The organism is Paraburkholderia sp. NPDC080076 (genome assembly GCF_050281145.1).
GTDB lineage: Bacteria > Pseudomonadota > Gammaproteobacteria > Burkholderiales > Burkholderiaceae > Paraburkholderia.
The window spans coordinates 443,918-464,218 of sequence record NZ_JBNNWQ010000005.1 but is presented as its reverse complement, the minus strand read 5'-3'; the positions used below and the strand labels follow the sequence as shown (position 1 = coordinate 464,218).

Below are 20,301 nucleotides of genomic sequence, written 5' to 3'. Positions count from 1 at the left end.
ATCGAGGCACGGGGCTTTCCCGACTCATACGAAAACGATGGCCACGCAGTCGCGCCGTCAACGCGCTGCTACCACACCGCTTACTCCGAACGTTGCGGATTCAATTTGTCCGCGTTCGAGTACAGCTTGTTGAGCGCCGAGATATACGCCTTCGCCGAAGCCGCGACGATATCCGGATCAGTGCCTACGCCGTTGACGATGCGCCCGCTCTTCGACAAACGCACGGTCACTTCGCCTTGCGCCTGCGTGCCGGTGGTGATCGCATTCACCGAGTAAAGCAGCAGTTCCGAGCCGCTGCCCACTTCCGTTTCGATCGCGTTCAGCGTGGCGTCGACCGGGCCATTGCCGCGCGCTTCGCCGGTCACTTCCTTGCCTTCCACCGAGAACACGATTTTCGCGTGCGGCTGCTCGCCGGTTTCCGAATGTTGCGACAGCGACAGGAATTTGTAGTGCTCCCTCTCCTGCGCCTCGGCGGATTCTTCCGTGACGATCGCGATGATGTCTTCGTCGAAGATTTCCGACTTGCGGTCGGCCAGTTCCTTGAAGCGCGCAAACGCTGTGTTCAACTCGCCTTCGCTATCCAGCGCGATACCCAGTTCCTGCAGACGCTGCTTGAACGCGTTACGGCCCGACAGCTTGCCGAGCACGATCTTGTTCGCACTCCAGCCCACGTCTTCGGCGCGCATGATTTCGTAGGTGTCGCGCGCCTTCAGTACGCCGTCCTGATGGATGCCCGAAGCGTGCGCAAACGCGTTTGCCCCGACCACCGCCTTGTTCGGCTGCACGACAAAACCGGTAATCTGCGACACCAGCTTCGAAGCCGGCACGATCTGCGTGGTATCGAGACCGATATCGAGGCCGAAGTAATCCTTGCGGGTCTTCACCGCCATCACGATTTCTTCGAGCGACGTGTTACCCGCGCGCTCGCCGAGGCCGTTGATCGTGCATTCGACCTGACGCGCGCCGCCGATCTGCACGCCGGCCAGCGAATTCGCCACCGCCATGCCGAGGTCGTTATGGCAATGCACCGAGAACACCGCTTTATGCGAGTTCGGAATGCGCTCGCGCAGCGTTTTGACGAGCTGACCGTACAACTCCGGCACGCCATAACCGACCGTATCCGCGATGTTGATCGTAGTCGCCCCTTCGGCGATCACCGCTTCCAGCACGCGGCACAGAAAGTCCATATCCGAGCGGCTGCCGTCTTCCGGCGAGAACTCGACGTCGTCGGTGAATTTGCGGGCGAAACGCACGGCCAGCTTGGCCTGTTCGAACACCTGGTCCGGCGTCATGCGCAGCTTCTTTTCCATGTGCAACGGCGAAGTTGCGATGAACGTGTGGATGCGGAAGCGATCGGCGGGTTTGAGCGCGTCGGCCGCGCGCTGAATGTCTTTGTCGTTGGCGCGGGCGAGCGAGCAGACCGTGCTGTCCTTGATCAGGCCCGCGATCGTATGGATCGAATCGAAGTCGCCGTTCGAGCTTGCCGCGAAGCCCGCTTCGATCACGTCCACTTTCATCCGCTCGAGTTGCTTGGCGATACGGATTTTCTCTTCTTTCGTCATTGACGCGCCGGGCGATTGCTCGCCGTCTCGCAACGTGGTGTCGAATATGATCAGTTTGTCGGACATGTCGAGTCTCCTGCGGAGTCGTTCAATTGTAGGGATGGGATATTGGAATTCGGCTGTCTGCGCCACCGCTGGCGACACTCGATCACGGAGAAGGCGGACGGAGGGTAAAAACGATCAGCGTGACCCGAAGCGTGGCCATCAGCGCGGCGGACGCTCCAGCATGGGCACGCTCAGCGGCGCGCCGCCTGTTGAGGCTCGTTGCGCGGTTCGACAAGGAACGTGAACGCATTGATCCAACGACTATAGCGACATTCCCGCCGGCGTGCAATTAGCGCCGGACCTGCCTACGGAGCGTTGCGGGGCACCGCCAAACGGGCTCGCCAACGAAAAACGGCGACCCGAAGGCCGCCGTTTTCCTGTGTCATGCACATCAGCGCACGCGAGCGAACCGTTACCTGTCGCCTGTCACCGAGCGAGCCGGATTCGCCCTGCCCCGCATCGCCTGATAACCCCAGAACACGTAACCGGACAGGCCGTACAGCACGAACAGGCCGAACAGCATCAGCGGCGGGTCGGAGGACACCAGCACGAACGCGACCACAACCAGCAGAATCACGCCGAACGGCACGCGATGCCGCACGTCGAGCGCCTTGCCGCTATAGAACGGCGCGTTCGACACCATCGTCACGCCGGCGTAGATGGTCAGCACGAAGGCAACCCACGGCAGCCAGACCAGCTTGAGCGGCACGCGGTTGTCGGTGGCGAGCCACACGAAACCGGCGATCAGCGCCGCTGCGGCCGGGCTCGGCATGCCCTGGAAGAAACGCTTGTCGACCACGCCGATGTTCGTGTTGAACCGCGCGAGACGCAACGCGGCGCCCGAACAGTAGACGAACGCCGCGAGCCAGCCCCAGCGGCCGAGGTCCTTCAGAATCCACTCGTACATCACGAGCGCCGGCGCCACACCGAACGACACCATGTCCGACAGGCTGTCGAACTGCTCGCCGAACGCGCTTTGCGTATGCGTCATGCGGGCGACGCGCCCATCCATGCCGTCCAGCACCATGGCCACGAAGATCGCGATGGCCGCGACCTCGAAGCGCACATTCATGGCCTGCACCACGGCAAAGAAGCCGCAGAACAGGGCCGCGGTGGTAAAGGCGTTCGGCAGCAGATAAATGCCGCGCTTTCTCAGGAACTGCTGACGCTGGGCGCGCCGGCTGTCGACCGCCGCCTCCGTCACCATCGGCTTGTTACGGCGGAACGGACGCGGAAGCGGTCCGCTGTTACGGGGTCGACGCGGTTTGAATGCGGCCATTCGGAAAACCTCCTTGGTGCCGCTTTATAGTTCAGCGAGGATCGTGGACGACGCCGAAACCTTCTCGCCGATCGACACACGCGGACGGCTGCCCACCGGCAGATACACGTCGACGCGCGAACCGAAGCGGATAAATCCGTACCGTTGACCACGGGTGAGCGGCTCACCTGCCCGTACGTAGCAAAGAATGCGCCGCGCGATCAAACCGGCGATCTGCACCGAGGTCACCGTCTGTCCGCCGGCCATTTCGATCACCACCGCATTGCGCTCGTTTTCGGTGGAAGCCTTGTCCACCGCGGCATTCAGATACGCGCCCGGGAAATATTCGACCTTGGAGATCGCGCCATCCACCGGCGAACGTTGCGAGTGGACGTTGAAGACGTTCATGAACACGCTGATCTTCAGCGCTTCACGGTTGGCATACGGATCGTGCGCGGTCTCGACCGCGACGATACGGCCGTCGGCCGGGCACAGCACGGCATTCGCCTGCGTGGGGATCGGGCGCGCCGGATCGCGGAAGAACTGCACGACGAAGATCAGGAGGAGCCAGAACAGCCATGAAAAGCCGAACCCCGCGATGAAGTGAACCAGGAGTGCAACGACGGCCGCGATGGCGATGAACGGCCAGCCTTCTCGCGCGATGATCGGATGAGGGTAATTCATGAATGGCTTCTGTGTTTTTGTAAAACCGTAGGATAGCAAAAGCCGCCCAGGGTTCAGCACCCTTGGACGGCTTTTTGATCTGTCCGGCTATTGCGGCACGGCGCCGCGCCGGACAACAGCTAGAACCCGCTTAGTTCTTCGACTGGTCGACCAGCTTGTTCTTCGCAATCCACGGCATCATCGCGCGCAGCTTCGCACCGACCTGTTCGATCTGGTGCTCGGACGTCAAACGGCGGCGCGATTGCAGCGTCGGTGCGCCAGCCTTGTTTTCGATGATGAAGCTCTTTGCGTACTCGCCCGTCTGAATGTCGGTCAGCACGGCCTTCATCGCCTTCTTCGTTTCAGCCGTCACGATACGCGGACCCGTCACGTACTCGCCGTATTCGGCGTTGTTCGAGATCGAGTAGTTCATGTTCGCGATGCCGCCTTCGTAGATCAGGTCGACGATCAGCTTCAGTTCGTGCAGGCATTCGAAGTACGCCATTTCCGGCGCGTAGCCCGCTTCCACCAGCGTTTCGAAGCCGGCCTTGATCAGGTCGACCGTACCGCCGCACAGCACGGCTTGTTCGCCGAACAGGTCGGTTTCCGTTTCTTCGCGGAAGTTCGTTTCGATGATGCCGGCACGGCCGCCGCCGTTCGCTGCCGCGTACGACAGTGCGATGTCACGTGCTGCGCCCGACTTGTCCTGCGCAACGGCGATCAGGTGCGGCACGCCGCCACCTTGCGTGTAGGTGCCGCGAACCGTGTGGCCCGGTGCCTTCGGCGCGATCATGATCACGTCGAGGTCGGCACGCGGAATCACTTGGCCGTAGTGAACGTTGAAGCCGTGTGCGAATGCCAGCGCCGCGCCTTGCTTGGCGTTGGCGTGCACTTCCTTGGCATAGACTTCAGCGATCTGTTCGTCCGGCAGCAGCATCATGACGACGTCCGCGCCCTTGACGGCTTCCGCCACTTCCTTGACTTGCAGGCCGGCGTTCTCAGCCTTGCTCCACGATGCGCCGCCCTTGCGCAGACCGACCGTGATGTTCACGCCGCTTTCCTTCAGGTTCAGCGCGTGCGCATGGCCTTGCGAGCCATAGCCGATGATGGTGACTTGCTTGCCCTTGATGAGGGAGAGGTCAGCGTCCTTGTCGTAGAAAACTTTCATGTCGGTTCCTTGGCTAAATTCGATGATTCAGTGAAATTCAAATGCTGCAAATAGTGTGTTGCGTGGCCGGGTTGGTGCAGGCACGGCCCGGCCTGGATCGAGACGGTTGAACGCTCGCGCGTCACACCTTCAGAATGCGCTCGCCGCGACCGATCCCCGAGCTGCCCGTGCGGACCGTTTCGAGAATCGCCGTGGCGTCGAGCCCTTCGATAAAGGCGTCGAGCTTGTCGCTCGCGCCCGTCAGTTCGATCGTGTAGGTCTTTTCGGTGACGTCGATGATGCGGCCGCGGAAAATATCCGACATCCGCTTCATCTCCTCACGTTCCTTGCCGACCGCCCTCACCTTGATCAACATCAGCTCGCGTTCGATGTGGGCGCCCTCGGTAAGGTCGACCACTTTCACCACCTCGATCAGGCGGTTCAGATGCTTCGTGATCTGTTCGATCACGTCGTCCGAGCCAATGGAGACGATGGTCATGCGCGACAGCGAACGGTCTTCGGTCGGAGCCACCGTCAAGGTTTCAATGTTGTAGCCGCGTGCCGAGAACAGACCAACCACGCGTGATAACGCGCCCGGTTCGTTTTCCAGCAGGACGGAAATGATGTGTCTCATGATTCGCTTCTTCCAGATGTTTTGTCGATGTCTGCGAGCGGAGTCGCGCCGCTTCGTCCGCCCTCGCCTTTCATGAAGGCGCGCATGACGAAGCCGACGCAAATTCCGTCGTTATAGATCTTCCGAACCCATGAGCATCTCGGTGATGCCCTTGCCGGCCTGAACCATCGGCCAGACGTTTTCGGTCGGATCGGTCTGGAAATCGAGAAACACCGTGCGATCTTTCAGACGCAGCGCTTCCTTGAGCGCCGGCTCGACATCGGCCGTGCGTTCGATACGCATGCCGACGTGGCCGTATGCTTCGGCGAGCTTCACGAAATCCGGCAGCGCATCCATGTACGAATGCGAATAGCGCTTGCTGTATTCGATCTGCTGCCACTGACGCACCATGCCCAGATAGCGGTTGTTCAGCGAAATGATCTTCACCGGAGTCTCGTACTGCTTGCAGGTGGAGAGCTCCTGAATACACATCTGGATCGAGCCTTCGCCCGTGATACAGAGCACGTCGTCGTCCGGGTGCGCCATCTTCACGCCCATCGCCGCCGGCAGGCCGAAGCCCATCGTGCCGAGACCACCGGAGTTGATCCAGCGGCGCGGCTTGTTGAAGCGATAGAACTGCGCCGCCCACATCTGGTGCTGGCCGACGTCGGAACACACGAAGGCATTGCCGTCGGTCAGTTCCCACGCCTTTTCCACCACGTACTGCGGCTTGATGATCTCGCTCTTGCGGTCGAACTTGAGGCAGTCTTTCGCGCGCCAGGCTTCGATGTCCTTCCACCAGTCGGCGAGCGCCGCGGTGTCCGGGCCATGTTCGGCCGTTTGCAGCTGCTCGATCAATTCCTTCAGCACTTCCTTCACGTCGCCGACGATCGGAATGTCGACCTTGACGCGCTTGGAGATGGAGGAAGGATCGATGTCGATATGGATGATCTTGCGCGGACGCGACGAGAAGTGCGCCGGGTCGCCGATCACACGGTCGTCGAAACGCGCGCCGATCGCGATCAGCACGTCGCAGTGCTGCATCGCCATGTTGGCTTCGTACGTGCCGTGCATGCCGAGCATGCCGAGGAATTTCCTGTCGCTCGCGCGGTAGCCGCCCAGACCCATCAACGTGTTGGTGACGGGATAGCCGAGCAGATCGGCGAACTGGTTCAGTTCACGCGAGGCGTCCGCGAGAATGATGCCGCCGCCGGTATAGATGTACGGACGCTTGGCCGACAACAGCAACGCCACGGCCTTGCGGATCTGGCCGGAGTGGCCCTTCGTGACCGGGTTGTACGAGCGCAGCGAAACAGTCTTGAGCGGTTCGTACTGGCAAGGCGCTTTCGACACGTCTTTCGGAATGTCGATCAGCACCGGGCCAGGACGGCCGGTACGGGCGATATAGAAGGCTTTCTTGACGGTGGCGGCGAGGTCGCGCACGTCCTTCACGAGGAAGTTGTGCTTCACGCAAGGACGCGTGATGCCGACCGTGTCGCACTCCTGGAACGCATCCTGGCCGATCGCGGCAGTCGGCACCTGGCCGCTGATCACCACCATCGGGATCGAATCCATGTAGGCGGTGGCGATGCCGGTCACCGCATTGGTGACGCCGGGGCCGGAGGTCACGAGGCACACACCGACCTTGCCGGTGGAACGCGAGTAAGCGTCGGCGGCGTGGACAGCGGCCTGCTCGTGGCGCACGAGGATATGCTGGAACTTGTCCTGCTTGTACAGCTCGTCGTAAATGTAGAGTACCGAGCCGCCGGGATAGCCCCACACAAACTCGACGTCTTCGTCGGCCAGTGCCTTCATGAGCACGGTGGCGCCGATAGAGTCAGCTTCGAGATGGGGAGTCGTATCCGACGTGGAGAATTCCGCGCTGGGCATATTCATTAATTCACCTTTCGAAATTTCGGCAAAAATTTGATCGGGTGCTCTCTGCCGGGCTTGTGGCTCGGGTTCAAGCGGCGCGTCCAGTTGACAGGTGAGCTTCTTGGGCCACACCTCAATTGAGACAAGTCACTTATGTTGCGAACCAGCGACGATATCTGCAGACGCCCGCGCGGTCAAGCAAATATTGCCTTGGCGCCTTCCGCCGAATCTCGAAAATGACCGAAAGCCTGTTATAGAGATGCAAGGTGAATCACGTTTCGCCCCGGCGGCGCAAAAGTTTGTTAGCATCCGCGAGTTTTACGACATTTTTCGACCGATTACGCGCACGCTCGCTGCGCCGACCCCCAACGGATGGCATCAGACAAGGAACTCGCCGATTTTCTGGCGGGCGTCGAAAGGCGCGCATTCAAGCAGACGGTCTACGCCGTGCGGGACGACGACGCCTCGCTGGATATCGTGCAGGACGCGATGATCAAGCTCGCCGAAAAATACGGCGACCGTCCGGCCGCCGAACTTCCGCTGCTGTTTCAGCGTATTCTGCAGAATGCGATGCACGACTATTTCCGTCGTGCGAAAGTGCGCAATACTTGGGTGAGTCTTTTTTCGTCGCTCGGCAACGCCGACGACGAGGATTTCGACCCCCTCGAAACCTTCGAGGCCCAGCAAGGCTCGGCGGGTTCCGAGAGCAACGAACAGAAACTCGAACGCGAACAGGTTCTGCAGTTAATCGACGACGAGATCCAAAAGTTACCGGCACGTCAACGGGAGGCGTTTCTCATGCGTTATTGGGAAGATATGGATGTCGCCGAGACTGCCGCCGCAATGGGCTGCTCCGAAGGCAGTGTGAAAACGCACTGCTCGCGGGCCACCCACACGCTGGCGCAAGCGCTCAAGGCCAAAGGAATCACGCTATGAGCTCCCTCGAAACTAAAGAACTCGAGTTCGCCCGCCAGGTGCGTCGCGCGCTCGACGAAAACGCCGCCAGCATTGCGCCCGCCACCGTCGATCGACTCGCCGCGGCGCGCCGTGCCGCGCTCGCCCGCAAGAAGCCCGAAACCGTGAGCGCGCCGGTGTTCGTGCCGGCCCTCGCCGGCGCGGGCATGGCCTCCGGCATGCCACCGGTCGAACTGCCGCAGCGCCGCCGTTCGCCGCTGCGCCGCTTTGCGCTCGCGTGGCCGCTCGCCGCGCTTGTCGTCAGCCTCGTGGGCATTGCCTACTGGGAAGACCAGCAACGCACCGCCGAACTCGCCGATATCGATGCCGCCATGCTAAGCGACGACCTGCCGCTCAATGCCTATCTCGACCACGGTTTCAACGCGTACCTTTCACGCGCCCACTGAGCGGGAGATTCTTCGGGTGAGTTACAAGCGCGGCCTGGCCGTTGTTTTCGGATGCACGATCGCGGCCCTGGTGTCGTTTGCCGCGACTTATCCGCGCTTTTATCCGAGCCCGTCGCCCGTCAGCGCGCCTGTCGCGGGCGCCAACGCGACCGCCAAGGCGCCCGCGCCGACGCTCGCCGTCGAATTGCCCAGCCTGCCCGGCAGCAACAGTCCGATGGCATGGTCGCGCCTGACATCGGCCGAACATATCGCGCTCGCGCCGTTTGAAGCCCAATGGGATTCCTTCAGCGACGAACGTAAACGCAAATGGCTGAAGATCGCGTCGCGTTACCCGAAGATGTCGGCCGATGCGCAAAAACGCCTGCATGAGCGCATGACTGAATGGACCCGTATGACGCCCGATCAGCGGCGCGTCGCGCGTGAAAATTACCAGGTGTCGAAGGAATTGCCGCGCGAAACCCGTCAGAACGCGTGGAAGGCGTATCAGCAGCTGCCCGAAGAACAGAAGGAACGGCTCGCCGCCAGCGAGCGCAAGCGGCGCCCCAGCGTGGTCAGCGCGCCGCCCTCGGGCCGCAGCGAAATCAAGGGGCTCGATCGCCTGGTCAATGCGCGTGAGCATGGCGCAAGCGGCGCTGCAGCGGTGAGCGCGGCAGCCGCGGCGTCGTTGCCGAGCCCGGTCGCCGCGCCGCCGATTCCCGCCGCCGGCAGTTTCGTGCCCGCTACGCCGCTGCCGGTTTCGCCGGCTGAAGCGCCGTCGATCTTCAACGGCTCCTGAGCCTGGCCGCGCCGTGTCCCAACCGCTCGCGTCCTCAGCATTGACCGCCGATACCAACGGCAACGCACCCACCGTCCGGCGGCGCCTCGCGGCGCTGCTCTATGAAGCGGTGATCCTGTTCGGCGTGGTGTTCATCGCCGGCTACCTGTTCAGCACGCTGACGCAGCAACGCAATGGTCTGACTCATCACAACCTGCTGGCAACCTGGATCGGCCTCGTGGTCGGCGTGTATTTCGTCTGGTTCTGGACCCACAGCGGCCAGACCCTGCCGATGAAAACCTGGCGTCTGCGCGTGGTCGCCGCGGACGGCACGCCGCTCTCCACCGGCCGCGCGGTCGCCCGCTACGTATTCGCGTGGCTGTGGTTTCTGCCGCCGCTCGCGCTGCATCCGCTGCTCGGACTCAAGCTGCCGCAGACGCTGCTGATCGCCGGCATCTGGTTCGTCTTGTGGGCGGCCACCGGCCGCTTCGATCCGCAGCGTCAGTTCCTGCACGACCGCCTCGCGGGTACACGGATCGTCAGCGTCTCGCGCTGATCCGCCTCGAGCTACCCGGTCGATATTTCGCTTAACTGTTGGGCCGCTATCTCCCGGCGCGCGTCATGCCGAGCGCGACCGTGCCGGCCGGACAATTATTTCGCTCTCCTGTCGGGTCGTTACCACACTACGCGAGCCACGCCAGTCGCGGCCGAGCTGACCAGTCCATGACTTCGCGCGCCCTTCGACCCACCGCGACGCCGCGCGAGCCGCGCCCATCACGGCCGTCTATATTCTGATCCCCCGCCCGTCACCTCCACCGCCCCACCTCCCCGCCGCGCAGTAATAAGAACTTCTCATGACTGTCACGGCACAGTCACGCACACTTGGCCCAATACGGGCACCGCAACTCGACGCGTGAGCCATGGACCCCAAAACGTCCGCGACTTCCCTGTTCCGCCAGACCGGCCCGAGCGTCGACCCTGTCGCGTTCCGCCCGGAACCCAACCATAGTCACGGCTTGCCGCTGCCCGTGCCGCCACTGCCGCTCGACGCCAACGCAAGTCATCACGACGACGATCACGCCGAGCCGCACCGTTACCGCACCATCTGGCTGTCCGACATCCATCTCGGTTCGAGCGGCTGCCAGGCGCCGTATCTACTCGATTTTCTGCGCCACAACGAGTCGGAGTATCTGTACCTCGTGGGCGACATCATCGACGGGTGGCAGTTGAAGAAAGGCTGGTACTGGCCGCAGGCCCACAACGACGTCGTGCAGAAGGTGCTGCGCAAGGCGCGCAAAGGCACGCAAGTGATCTACGTGCCCGGCAATCACGACGAAGCCGCACGCCAGTTCTGCGATCTCGCGTTCGGCGACATCCACGTGCGCGGCGAGGCGTTTCACACCACGCTCGCCGGCAAGCGTCTGTGGATCGTGCACGGCGATCTGTTCGACGGTGTGATCCAGCACGCCAAGTGGCTCGCCTATCTCGGCGACACGCTCTACACCATGATCCTGATCCTGAACCGCTGGTTCAACCGGATCCGCAGCCGGCTCGGTTTTCCGTACTGGTCGCTGTCGCAGTACCTGAAGCATCAGGTGAAGAACGCGGTGAATTTCATCTCCTCGTTCGAACGCGTGATGACCGACGAAGCACGCCGCCGCGGCTGCGACGGCGTGGTCTGCGGGCACATCCACAAAGCCGAGATACGCGATATCGACGGCGTCCTGTATTGCAACGACGGCGACTGGGTGGAAAGCCTGTCGGCACTCGTCGAAACCTATGAAGGCGAACTGAAGGTGATCTACTGGACCGTGATGCGCTCCCCGGAAGTGGGCGTGCAAAAGGCCCGGGCGACCGCGTAGTCCCTCTTAACTTCTATTGGGCCAAAACCGATGAAGATCATGATCGTCACCGACGCATGGGAACCGCAGGTCAACGGCGTCGTGCGCACGCTGAAAAACACCACGCGCGAACTCAGCGCGCTCGGCCATCACGTCGATCTGCTGACGCCGCTCGAATTCAAAACGATCCCTTGCCCGACTTATCCTGAGATCCGCCTCTCGCTGCTGCCGCGCCGCAAGCTGCGCGAGCGTATCGATGCCTTCTCGCCCGACGCGTTGCACATCGCCACCGAAGGTCCGCTCGGCATGGCCGCGCGCGCCTACGCGATCCAGCACAAGCTGCCGTTCACCACCGCTTATCACACGCGTTTTCCGGAGTACGTGCAGGCGCGCTTCGGCATTCCGCTCGCCGCGACCTACAAGTTCCTGCACTGGTTTCACAAGCCGTCGCTGGCTGTGATGGCGCCCACGCCGGTCGTCAAGGGCGACCTCGAAAAATTCGGCTTCACCAACGTCGTGCTGTGGACGCGCGGCGTCGACCTGGACATCTTTCACCAGATGGACTCGAAGGTGCTCAACAGCGCACGGCCGATCTTTCTGTACGTGGGACGTGTGGCAGTCGAGAAGAACGTCGAGGCGTTTCTGAAGCTCGATCTGCCCGGTTCGAAGTGGGTTGCCGGTGAAGGTCCGGCGCTCGCCGAACTGAAGTCGCGCTATCCGCAAGCGAATTACCTGGGCGTGCTGACGCAGGCCGAGCTGGCGAAGGTCTATGCGGCGGCCGACGTCTTCGTGTTCCCGAGCCGCACCGATACGTTCGGGCTCGTGCTGCTCGAAGCGCTCGCCTGTGGCACGCCGGTCGCGGCGTATCCCGTCACGGGTCCGATCGACGTCCTCGGCGACGGCGGCGCGGGTGCGATGCACGAAGACCTGCGCGAAGCCTGCCTCGAAGCGCTGAAGATCGATCGCAACCACGCGCGCGCGTGGGCCGAACGCTTCTCCTGGGCGGCGGCCTCCGAGCAATTCGCCGCGCATCTGAAGCCGCTGCCGCGCGCTTCATATCGCGAGGAAAGCGCCGCCGCGTGACGCGGTGTGCCGAGTTGTCCATGCGAACCAGACCATCCACCGTGGGGCGCGCGCCGAACGGCGCGCTGCGTGCCGTCGATGCCGAGAACGACAACGACAACGACAACGCGAGCATCGAACCCTTCGACGACGTGAGCGAGCCAGGCACGCCGAATCATGCGGATCACGCGCATGGTTTGAACGGCATGAACGGAGCGAGTGCCGCGAACGGCACGCGACAGAACGGCACGCAATCCGACACACAGAACGAACCGCTCAGTCCCGACGATCCACTCGCACCGCTGCCTTTCAATCCCTACAAAGGCAATCGCGGCCTCACGCGCGCCTGGCACGCGATGAAAAATTCGCTCGCCGGATTTCGCGTGGCGATTCGCGAGGAAAGCGCCTTTCGCCAGGAGCTCACGCTCGCCGCGATCCTGATTCCCTGCGGCGTGCTGGTGCCGGTCGAGCCGGTGTCGCGCGTATTGCTGCTCGGTTCCGTGCTGCTGGTGCTGATCGTCGAGTTGCTGAATTCGAGCGTGGAAGCGGCCATCGACCGGATTTCGCTCGAACGCCATGAACTCTCGCGCCGCGCGAAGGATCTCGGCAGCGCGGCCGTGATGGTCGCGCTCGGCATGTGCCTGATGACGTGGCTGCTGATCGTCGGGCCACTGGTCGTGCATTGGGTCAAGGCATGGCTGTGAAGGCGCGCGTCAGCGCGTTTTAATGCGCTCACGCCGCCGTCGAACGGCGCGCGAAACCGCCTTGAGCAATGAAAATCCTGACTATCCGCTTGGTATAAGAACGCTCGGTTTATAATCGTCCGACAGTCTCACAGGAAAACGCTGGGCCGCCCCAAGTTTTCCGCTCCGCAGGAAGTCCCCGTTCCGAAGGCAGTCCCCTTTGGGGCTCGGGGAATTGCCCTCGCGGAGGCCTGTCGAACTGCGACAGGTTGGGGGCGCTCATATACCAACCGCGTCCGGGTGGATCACGCAAAGAGCGGCACGCCGCCGTGTGCCCCAGCCCGGCGTAACCAGGGCCGGACGACATGGAAGCCAAACCTCCCCGCCGCACGCGCGAACGGATTCTCGAACTGTCGTTGAAGCTGTTCAACGAAATCGGCGAGCCGAACGTCACGACGACGACGATCGCCGAGGAAATGGAAATCAGTCCAGGCAACCTGTACTACCACTTCCGCAACAAAGACGACATCATCAACAGCATCTTCAGCCAGTTCGAGCAGGAGATCGAAAAGCGTCTGCGTTTTCCCGACGACCATCGCGCGACCATCGACGAAATGTGGTCGTATCTGCAGTACATGGTCGATTTCACGTGGCGCTATCGTTTCCTGTATCGTGACCTGAACGATCTGCTGGCGCGCAATCGCACGCTCGAAACGCATTTCAAGCAGATCATCAGCCACAAGGTGCGGTTTGCGAGCCAGTTCTGCGAACAGCTCGTCGCCGACGGCGAAATGGTCGTCACGCCGGAAGAGCTGCACGTGATCGCCACCAACGTCGGCGTGATCGGCACGTACTGGCTCTCGTACCAGTTCGTGATGAACCCGCGCAAATACAACGAGCAGGAAGCGATGCGCGCGGAGCTGCATCAGGTGAGCGTGCAGATCGTGTCGCTGATGGCGCCTTATCTGCGCGGCCGCTCGCGGCAGATTTTCGACGACCTCGTGTCGGGCAAGCTGCCCAAGCGCGAGTTTTACGACTACCTGCCGCCCAAGGAAGGCGCCGCGCCCCGCAACGAACCGAAGGACGTTTGAGCATGAAGTCGGTGTGTGTGTATTGCGGCTCCTCCAACGGAGTCAAACCGTTGTATGCGGAAGCGGCGCGCGCCTTCGGCCGCGCGCTGGTGCAAGCCGATCTCGCACTGGTGTACGGCGGCGGCAAGGTCGGTCTGATGGGTGTGATCGCCGACACGGTGATGGCCGAAGGCGGCCGCGCGATCGGCGTGATTCCCGAGCTGCTGGTCAACAAGGAAGTCGGCCATAACGGCCTGACCGAACTGCATGTCGTGCCCGATATGCATCATCGCAAGAAGATGATGGCCGACCTGTCCGACGCGTTCGTCGCGATGCCTGGCGGCGCGGGCACGCTCGAAGAGCTGTTCGAGGTCTACACGTGGGCGCAACTCGGCTACCACCAGAAAGCGGTCGCGCTGCTGAATATCGACGGCTTCTACGATCCGTTGATCAATATGCTTCAGCACACCGTCGACGAAGGCTTCATGCGCCAGACCTATTTCGACATCCTGCAGATCGACACCGATCCCGCCGGGTTGATCGGCAAGCTGCAACGCTACCAGCCGCCCGTCAGCGACAAGTGGGCGATCAAGCGCGACGCGGTCTGAGTTTCCCCTAACGTTGAGGTTGCGATGACGAAAGCCGTTCTGATCACCGGTGGCAGCCGCGGCATTGGCCGCGCGACCGCGCGTTTGCTGGGTGCGCGCGGCTGGTCGGTCGGCGTGAATTACGCGCAAAATCTCGCCGCGGCGCAGGACACCGCCGCCGAAGTCGAACGCGCGGGTGGCCGCGCGTTGACGATTGCGGGCGATGTCGCGAATGAAGCCGACGTGCTGGCGATGTTCGACGCGCTTCAACAGAAATTCGGCCGGCTCGATGCGCTCGTCAATAACGCCGGGATCGTCGCGCCGTCGAGCCAACTCGCCGACATGGACCTCGCGCGCCTGAAGCGCATGTTCGACGTCAACGTGCTGGGCGCGTATCTGTGCGCGCGCGAAGCCGCGCGGCGCATGTCGACCGATCGCGGCGGCGCGGGCGGCGTGATCGTCAACGTGTCGTCGGCGGCGTCGCGTCTTGGTTCGCCGAACGAATATGTCGACTACGCCGGCTCGAAAGGCGCCGTCGATACGATGACGCTCGGCCTCGCCAAGGAACTCGGCCCGCGAGGCGTGCGCGTGAACGCGGTGCGCCCTGGGTTGATCGACACCGAGATCCACGCGAGCGGCGGCAAGCCCGAGCGCGCCGCGCAACTCGGCGCGACCACACCGCTCGGCCGCCCCGGCACGGCCGACGAAGTGGCGGAAACGATCGTCTGGTTGTTGAGCGACGCTGCTTCGTATGTGACGGGTGCGCTGCTCGATGTATCCGGCGGACGCTAGGTCTCGCTTTCCTGCTCGCTACGCGCGCGTGCGCGTCAGCCGAGCGGCGAGTGCCTGTGGGCCTAGAACGATGAACCGGGTGTGCGCAGGAAGGCGCTTTCTTCCGCCGTCGATGAACGCCCGAGCGGCGCATTGCGATGCGGAAAGCGTCCGAAACGCTCGATGATTTCCGCGTGCCGCACCGCGGACCGGTAATACGACTTGCCGCCCCGCTCCGCGTCCAACTGCTTGAACAGACGCAGCGACTCGCGCTGACTTGCGAGCGTTTCATCGTGCTCGAACGGCAGATAGGCGAACGCGCGATGGTGCACCGTAGGCAACCGGCGGTCGGCCCCACTAGCGATCATCTGCTGCGCGGTGAGCAAGGCTTTCTGGTCGGCGGCGAACGCGCGCGCCGTGTTACGGTGACAATTGCGCGAGAACTGATCCAGCACGATGACGAGCGCCAGCGCGCCGAGCGGTGTTTGCGTCCAGTTGTCGAGCGCGGACTCGCGGGCCGCATCGATCAAGGTACCGAAGCGTTCCCGCAGCATCGTGTCGAAAGCCGCATTGCGTGAAAACCAGATTCTTCGCTCCGTGCCGAACTCCGGCGCGCCCGGTACGCCGAACCAGCAGTCGAGGACTTCGCGTGCTTCCTGAGGCAAGTCGGCGTAATCCGCAGTTGCCGCGCCGGGTGTCGAGCCCAACCCCAACCCGTTAGCCATTCCGATTACGCATCCAGTCAGCCGTTTCGAAGAACGAGCCGAGCAGGCGCTCCCTCAGCGGCTCGGCAAGACCGACGTCTTCCATCGCCCACGCCATGCACCTGAGCCACTGATCGCGCTCGCTGGAGGCGATCGCGAACGGCAAATGCCGTGCGCGCAAACGCGGATGACCGAAGCGGCTGATGTAGTGATCCGGGCCGCCCATCCAGCCGCACAAGAACCAGAAGAACTTGTCGCGCGAACCGTCGAGCGATTCCGGATGCAACGCGCGGATTCCGGCGAAATCCGCTTCGAGATCCATCAGGTCGTAAAAGCGGTCGACCAGTTCACGCACACGCGCTTCGCCGCCCACCAGTTCGAAGGCCGTCGGCTGCGCCGCGGACACTTCGTCGTTCAAATCACTCATACCTGCTCACTAACCGATAAGAAAAATCACGCGTCCCGCAGCGATTGCAACGCCGGCCGCGCCAGCACATGCCGCAAGCTCAGCCAGCCGCCCACGCCGGCACACGCGATGCCGGCGGCAATGCCCGCCGGCAACAACCAGGGATTGAAACTCAGATAGAACTCGAAGACGCGCGTCGCCAGCACGTAGCCGATGGCCTGCGCGCCGGCCGCCGCCATCAGACCCGCCAGTGCGCCGACCGCGACGAACTCGGCGATCTGCACCGCCCGCACCTGTCGATGCGACGCGCCCAGTGCGCGCAGCAGCGCGGATTCTCGCATACGCTCATCGCGCGTGCCGGCAAGCGCCGCGTACAGTACGAGCACGCCCGCCGCGAGCGTGAACGCGAACAGGAACTGCACCGCGCCGATCACCTGCTGCAAGACGCGCTGCACCTGCGCGAGAATCGGCCCGGTGTCGATGGCGGTGAGGTTCGGATAAGTGGAGATCAGGCCGTCGATGGTCGACTGTTTCTCCTGCGGCAAATGGAAGCTCGTGATGAACGTCGCCGGGAAATCCTGCAAAGCCGCGGGCGGCATCAGCACAAAAAAGTTGACCTTGAACGAACCCCAGTCGAGCTTGCGCACACTCGTGACCGGCGCGTCGATTTGCAAGCCGGTCACGTCGAAGCGCAGCATGTCGCCGGGTTTCACGTTGATCAGCTTGGCGAGCCCCTGCTCGATCGAAATCTGCGGCGTTTTCGTGTCGCCGTACCATGTGCCGGCGGCGAGACGGTTGTCGTCGGGTAGCTCGGTCGTGTACGACAGATTGAACTCGCGATCCACGAGACGCTTGGCGTCGTCGCCCTTGAACGCATCCGGATTGACCGGCTTGCCGTTGATCGCCGTCAGCCGTCCGCGCACCATCGGTGCGAGCACCGTACCGGGCACGCCATGCGTGCTCAGATATTGCGTGACGGCGTCGCGCTGGTCGGGCTGGATGTCGATGATGAATTCGTTGGGCGCATCGGGCGGCGTCGATTTACGCCAGCCGGCCACGAGGTCGTTGCGCGTCATCGCAATCAGCAACAGACACATCAGGCCGATGCCGAGCGCGGTGATCTGCAATGCGCTCGCGCTGCTGCGCCGTTCGAGCGACGCCAGCGCATAACGCCAGCCGATGCTCGCATTCACACGCTCGCTGCGCACGACGCGCGCCGCGCCCCATAGCGCGAGCCGCGCGATGCATGCGAAAACCAGCATCCCGCCCGCGAAGCCGCCCGCGACGATTCCGCCGAGCTTCAACTCGCCCGCCGCGATGATCAGCAGCGCGGCGAACAGCGCGATGCCTAGCGCGTAGGCCGCCCACGCCGTGCGCCCCGCTTCGCCCCATTCGCGGCGCAGCACGCGCACCGGCGGCACGCGCGTGAGCGGCAACAGCGGCGGCAACGCGAAGCCCAGGAGCAGCACGAGACCGGCCGCGATGCCTTCGAGTGCCGGCCATACCGTCGGATACGGCAGCACCACGTCGATCAGACTGCCGAGCCACGTGAGCAGCGCGAGATGCCCGAGGTAACCGAGCGCCACGCCCAGCGCGCCGCCAATCAAACCGAGTCCCACGAATTCAAGCGTGAAGAGCGCACGCAGCGTCGACTGACTGACGCCGAGGCAACGCATCGCCGCGCAGCCGTCCAGATGCCGGCGCATATACCGATGCGCGGCCATTGCAATCGCCACGGCCGCCAGCAAGGCCGTGAGCAGCGAGACGAGCGTGAGGAAGTGACTCGCGCGGTCGAGCGTCTGGCGCACTTGCGGCTGCCCATCCTGCAGCGATTCGAGCGCGACGCCGCGCATCTTGCCGCCGTCCACCCGCTCATGCGCGAACTGCGCGAAACGCGCCACCGATTCGTCCGAGCCCGCGACCAGCAAGCGGTATGTCACGCGACTGCCGTAGGTGACGAGGCCGGTCGACGGCACGTCGTCGGCACGCAGCATCAGGCGCGGCGAGAAGTTGACGAACGAGAAACCGCGGTCGAGTTCGCGCGTGATCACCGCGCCGATCGTGAAGTTGCGACCGCCGACTTTCACCGCGTCGCCGACACGCACCTTCAACGCGTCGAGCAGCGCCTGATCGACCCACACGACGCCCGGCGGCGGAATCGACTGCGCCGGGTGGTCCGCCGCGCCCGGCGCCGACGCGATGCGCAACGCGCCGCGCAGCGGATAACCGGGCGACACGGCTTTGATCGCGGCAAGCCGCGAGACCGGCTGTGCGCCGGTCGAATTGATCATGCTGGGAAAGATCGCCGTACTGGCGGTATTCAGACCGAGCGCTTTGGCTTGCCCGGCGAATTGCGGATCGACCGGATGATCGGCCCGCACGATGAAGTCGGCGGCAATCATGCGCCGCGCGTCGCGTTCGAGCCCCTGGTGCAGACGGTCAGCCAGAAAGCCGACACTCGACAAAGCCGCCACGGCCAGCACCAGCGCCAGCAGCAGCATCGTCAGCTCGCCCGCGCGCCAGTCGCGCGCCGTCATGCGAATGGACTGGCGCACCAGATCCATGCCACCGAACCGGCGCGTCGTCGTCGGTAAAGCCCTGCGCGCCGTGGAACCCCGTACCGTATCGCTCAATCGTGCCTGCTCCTGGCAAAGCGCGACACCATGTGCGTCGCCATGCCGCGAAAACCGCCCTGCACCCCACGCCAGAGCCGCGGCAATGCCCAGCCGGCCAGCATCAGGAAGCCCACCATCAACACCAGAAAGACGAGCGGCACGAACAGCGCGAGCAGCATGCCGCCGAACACGAGCCCGTCTTCAGCGGTCGAGGTCACGACATTCGACACCGGTTCCGGCGACAGATTGATCAACGCGCGCGTGCCCGCTTTAGCAAGGTGCGCCGTGCCCGCCAGCGTGCCGCCCGCGAGCGCGGCCACGGTCAACAGCGCCGGATCGGCATGGCCGAGCGCGCCGGCTGCCAGCACGGCGCCCGCCGGAATGCGGATGAAGGTATGGACCGCGTCCCACAGCGAATCGAACGCGGGGATCTTGTCGGCGAGGAATTCGGTGACGGTCAGCACGCCCGCCACGCCGATGACCCACGGCGAGGACAACGCGGACAGCGTATCGGGAAGATGGACGAGGCCGAGCCGGGCGAATACGCCGGCCAGCAGGACCGTCAGATAGAGGCGCAGACCGCTGCCCCATGAGAGGCCCGCAGCGAGCGAAAGTGATTCAAGCATGGCCGCCTCCGGGCGCGCTGTGCGTGCCGGGCGCTTCGACGGGCCACGAAAGGGGAGCCGCACTGAAGTCGTCAGACCCGCGCCAAGCCGGCCGCGCCAAATGGGCCGCGGACAATTTCAGGTTGGATTCGATCTCATTATAGCCACGTTAATTCGCAGAACGCAGAGCGGAGAATAAATGGCGAGACTGATTGGGCGCCGGCCGGGCATCGGCGGACTCGGCGAATGGGCCCGGCAGCGGCATGCAATGCGGGGCTCAATGCCCGGAAGATAGCTTCAATCCGATCAGTCCGACCACGATCAGCGCCGCGCTGGCGACCCGCGCGACGGTCAAGGCCTCGCCCATCATCACGATCCCGAAGATGAACGCGCCGACCGCGCCGATCCCGGTCCACACCGCGTACGCCGTGCCGAGCGGCAATTGGCGCATGGCCATGGCGAGCAGCACAAAGCTGCCAAGCGCAGTCACCACCGTGAACACGGACGGCCAGAGCCGGGTAAAACCTTCGGAGGTCTTGAGACCGGCCGCCCACGCGACTTCGAGCAAACCGGCAATCAACAGAAGAATCCAGGACATGAGACAGCTCCATGGTCAGATGGGGCCGTCCCCGTTTGTGAAACCGCAAGGTCGTCCTTACGAACTGTAATTATACCAAAG

21 protein-coding genes are annotated in these 20,301 nt (G+C 63.3%); 10 read left to right on the top strand and 11 right to left on the bottom strand.

Annotated elements, in window-relative coordinates; translation table 11 throughout:
* Positions 1-80 precede the first annotated feature (80 nt).
* From ACQKRQ_RS23645 to ACQKRQ_RS23620, 6 genes are all read right to left on the bottom strand, one after another.
* The gene (locus ACQKRQ_RS23645; RefSeq protein ID WP_427479746.1) at positions 81-1,628 is read right to left on the bottom strand and encodes a 2-isopropylmalate synthase; all 1,548 of its coding nucleotides are present in this window, start codon (positions 1,626-1,628) and stop codon (positions 81-83) included.
* A gap of 391 nt (positions 1,629-2,019) precedes the next feature.
* Positions 2,020-2,886 (bottom strand): CDP-diacylglycerol--serine O-phosphatidyltransferase, encoded by an 867-nt coding sequence (pssA, locus tag ACQKRQ_RS23640; protein ID WP_132375262.1) that lies wholly within the window; start codon positions 2,884-2,886, stop codon positions 2,020-2,022.
* 24 nt (positions 2,887-2,910) lie between these two features.
* On the bottom strand, positions 2,911-3,549 hold the full coding sequence (locus ACQKRQ_RS23635; protein ID WP_012432365.1) for a phosphatidylserine decarboxylase: 639 nt from the start codon (positions 3,547-3,549) through the stop codon (positions 2,911-2,913).
* A gap of 130 nt (positions 3,550-3,679) precedes the next feature.
* Entirely contained in the window at positions 3,680-4,696 is a 1,017-nt protein-coding gene (ilvC, locus tag ACQKRQ_RS23630; protein WP_132375266.1) for a ketol-acid reductoisomerase, read from the bottom strand.
* Between the two features lie 121 nt (positions 4,697-4,817).
* The gene (gene ilvN, locus ACQKRQ_RS23625; RefSeq protein ID WP_007175629.1) at positions 4,818-5,309 is read right to left on the bottom strand and encodes an acetolactate synthase small subunit; all 492 of its coding nucleotides are present in this window, start codon (positions 5,307-5,309) and stop codon (positions 4,818-4,820) included.
* A 111-nt stretch (positions 5,310-5,420) separates the two neighbouring features.
* Complete coding sequence (locus tag ACQKRQ_RS23620; RefSeq protein WP_427479743.1) at positions 5,421-7,184, bottom strand: acetolactate synthase 3 catalytic subunit; 1,764 nt, start codon at positions 7,182-7,184, stop codon at positions 5,421-5,423.
* A 351-nt stretch (positions 7,185-7,535) separates the two neighbouring features.
* Here ACQKRQ_RS23620 and ACQKRQ_RS23615 point away from each other — a divergent pair, with 351 nt between their 5' ends.
* The 10 genes from ACQKRQ_RS23615 to ACQKRQ_RS23570 all read left to right on the top strand — a co-directional run bounded on the left by ACQKRQ_RS23615 (position 7,536) and on the right by ACQKRQ_RS23570 (position 15,313).
* The gene (locus ACQKRQ_RS23615; RefSeq protein WP_012432361.1) at positions 7,536-8,099 is read left to right on the top strand and encodes an RNA polymerase sigma factor; all 564 of its coding nucleotides are present in this window, start codon (positions 7,536-7,538) and stop codon (positions 8,097-8,099) included.
* Positions 8,096-8,524 carry a DUF3619 family protein gene (locus ACQKRQ_RS23610; RefSeq protein WP_132375269.1) on the top strand — a complete coding sequence of 143 codons (429 nt, stop codon included), beginning with the start codon at positions 8,096-8,098 and terminating at the stop codon, positions 8,522-8,524. Before ACQKRQ_RS23615 ends, ACQKRQ_RS23610 begins: the two co-directional genes overlap by 4 nt.
* A gap of 16 nt (positions 8,525-8,540) precedes the next feature.
* Positions 8,541-9,299 carry a DUF3106 domain-containing protein gene (locus ACQKRQ_RS23605; RefSeq protein ID WP_408315295.1) on the top strand — a complete coding sequence of 253 codons (759 nt, stop codon included), beginning with the start codon at positions 8,541-8,543 and terminating at the stop codon, positions 9,297-9,299.
* 13 nt (positions 9,300-9,312) lie between these two features.
* Complete coding sequence (locus ACQKRQ_RS23600; protein WP_132375272.1) at positions 9,313-9,834, top strand: RDD family protein; 522 nt, start codon at positions 9,313-9,315, stop codon at positions 9,832-9,834.
* 364 nt (positions 9,835-10,198) lie between these two features.
* Positions 10,199-11,140, top strand: coding sequence for a UDP-2,3-diacylglucosamine diphosphatase (locus ACQKRQ_RS23595; RefSeq protein WP_408178037.1), 942 nt, complete (start codon positions 10,199-10,201; stop codon positions 11,138-11,140).
* Between the two features lie 30 nt (positions 11,141-11,170).
* Positions 11,171-12,202, top strand: a complete 1,032-nt coding sequence (locus ACQKRQ_RS23590; protein ID WP_427479739.1) for a glycosyltransferase family 4 protein — start codon at positions 11,171-11,173, stop codon at positions 12,200-12,202.
* A gap of 20 nt (positions 12,203-12,222) precedes the next feature.
* A complete protein-coding gene (locus ACQKRQ_RS23585) occupies positions 12,223-12,885 on the top strand; it encodes a diacylglycerol kinase (protein ID WP_132375275.1) in 663 nt (220 codons plus the stop codon).
* Positions 12,886-13,229: 344 nt separating this feature from the next.
* On the top strand, positions 13,230-13,955 hold the full coding sequence (locus ACQKRQ_RS23580) for a TetR/AcrR family transcriptional regulator (RefSeq protein WP_132375276.1): 726 nt from the start codon (positions 13,230-13,232) through the stop codon (positions 13,953-13,955).
* A 2-nt stretch (positions 13,956-13,957) separates the two neighbouring features.
* The gene (locus ACQKRQ_RS23575; protein WP_427479736.1) at positions 13,958-14,542 is read left to right on the top strand and encodes a TIGR00730 family Rossman fold protein; all 585 of its coding nucleotides are present in this window, start codon (positions 13,958-13,960) and stop codon (positions 14,540-14,542) included.
* Positions 14,543-14,566: 24 nt separating this feature from the next.
* Complete coding sequence (locus ACQKRQ_RS23570; protein ID WP_408178034.1) at positions 14,567-15,313, top strand: SDR family oxidoreductase; 747 nt, start codon at positions 14,567-14,569, stop codon at positions 15,311-15,313.
* A 62-nt stretch (positions 15,314-15,375) separates the two neighbouring features.
* Here ACQKRQ_RS23570 and ACQKRQ_RS23565 read toward each other — a convergent pair whose 3' ends face one another.
* From ACQKRQ_RS23565 to sugE, 5 genes are all read right to left on the bottom strand, one after another.
* Positions 15,376-16,017, bottom strand: a complete 642-nt coding sequence (locus ACQKRQ_RS23565) for a DUF924 family protein (RefSeq protein WP_427479734.1) — start codon at positions 16,015-16,017, stop codon at positions 15,376-15,378.
* A complete protein-coding gene (locus tag ACQKRQ_RS23560) occupies positions 16,010-16,423 on the bottom strand; it encodes a group II truncated hemoglobin (protein WP_310812467.1) in 414 nt (137 codons plus the stop codon). Before ACQKRQ_RS23560 ends, ACQKRQ_RS23565 begins: the two co-directional genes overlap by 8 nt.
* A gap of 26 nt (positions 16,424-16,449) precedes the next feature.
* Positions 16,450-19,035, bottom strand: a complete 2,586-nt coding sequence (locus ACQKRQ_RS23555) for an ABC transporter permease (RefSeq protein WP_427479731.1) — start codon at positions 19,033-19,035, stop codon at positions 16,450-16,452.
* Positions 19,032-19,643, bottom strand: coding sequence for a DUF4126 domain-containing protein (locus ACQKRQ_RS23550; RefSeq protein WP_007175644.1), 612 nt, complete (start codon positions 19,641-19,643; stop codon positions 19,032-19,034). The genes ACQKRQ_RS23555 and ACQKRQ_RS23550 overlap by 4 nt, the downstream gene beginning before the upstream one ends.
* Positions 19,644-19,899: 256 nt before the next feature.
* Complete coding sequence (sugE, locus tag ACQKRQ_RS23545) at positions 19,900-20,220, bottom strand: quaternary ammonium compound efflux SMR transporter SugE (RefSeq protein ID WP_132375282.1); 321 nt, start codon at positions 20,218-20,220, stop codon at positions 19,900-19,902.
* Positions 20,221-20,301: the final 81 nt, after the last annotated feature.

Coding starts and splice junctions, on each gene's coding strand:
- ACQKRQ_RS23645 (WP_427479746.1), bottom strand. CDS start 1,628: ATGTCCGACAAACTGATCATATTCGACACCACGTTGCGAGACGGCGAG.
- pssA (WP_132375262.1), bottom strand. CDS start 2,886: ATGGCCGCATTCAAACCGCGTCGACCCCGTAACAGCGGACCGCTTCCG.
- ACQKRQ_RS23635 (WP_012432365.1), bottom strand. CDS start 3,549: ATGAATTACCCTCATCCGATCATCGCGCGAGAAGGCTGGCCGTTCATC.
- ilvC (WP_132375266.1), bottom strand. CDS start 4,696: ATGAAAGTTTTCTACGACAAGGACGCTGACCTCTCCCTCATCAAGGGC.
- ilvN (WP_007175629.1), bottom strand. CDS start 5,309: ATGAGACACATCATTTCCGTCCTGCTGGAAAACGAACCGGGCGCGTTA.
- ACQKRQ_RS23620 (WP_427479743.1), bottom strand. CDS start 7,184: ATGAATATGCCCAGCGCGGAATTCTCCACGTCGGATACGACTCCCCAT.
- ACQKRQ_RS23615 (WP_012432361.1), top strand. CDS start 7,536: ATGGCATCAGACAAGGAACTCGCCGATTTTCTGGCGGGCGTCGAAAGG.
- ACQKRQ_RS23610 (WP_132375269.1), top strand. CDS start 8,096: ATGAGCTCCCTCGAAACTAAAGAACTCGAGTTCGCCCGCCAGGTGCGT.
- ACQKRQ_RS23595 (WP_408178037.1), top strand. CDS start 10,199: ATGGACCCCAAAACGTCCGCGACTTCCCTGTTCCGCCAGACCGGCCCG.
- ACQKRQ_RS23590 (WP_427479739.1), top strand. CDS start 11,171: ATGAAGATCATGATCGTCACCGACGCATGGGAACCGCAGGTCAACGGC.
- ACQKRQ_RS23585 (WP_132375275.1), top strand. CDS start 12,223: ATGCGAACCAGACCATCCACCGTGGGGCGCGCGCCGAACGGCGCGCTG.
- ACQKRQ_RS23580 (WP_132375276.1), top strand. CDS start 13,230: ATGGAAGCCAAACCTCCCCGCCGCACGCGCGAACGGATTCTCGAACTG.
- ACQKRQ_RS23575 (WP_427479736.1), top strand. CDS start 13,958: ATGAAGTCGGTGTGTGTGTATTGCGGCTCCTCCAACGGAGTCAAACCG.
- ACQKRQ_RS23570 (WP_408178034.1), top strand. CDS start 14,567: ATGACGAAAGCCGTTCTGATCACCGGTGGCAGCCGCGGCATTGGCCGC.
- ACQKRQ_RS23565 (WP_427479734.1), bottom strand. CDS start 16,017: ATGGCTAACGGGTTGGGGTTGGGCTCGACACCCGGCGCGGCAACTGCG.
- ACQKRQ_RS23560 (WP_310812467.1), bottom strand. CDS start 16,423: ATGAGTGATTTGAACGACGAAGTGTCCGCGGCGCAGCCGACGGCCTTC.
- ACQKRQ_RS23550 (WP_007175644.1), bottom strand. CDS start 19,643: ATGCTTGAATCACTTTCGCTCGCTGCGGGCCTCTCATGGGGCAGCGGT.
- sugE (WP_132375282.1), bottom strand. CDS start 20,220: ATGTCCTGGATTCTTCTGTTGATTGCCGGTTTGCTCGAAGTCGCGTGG.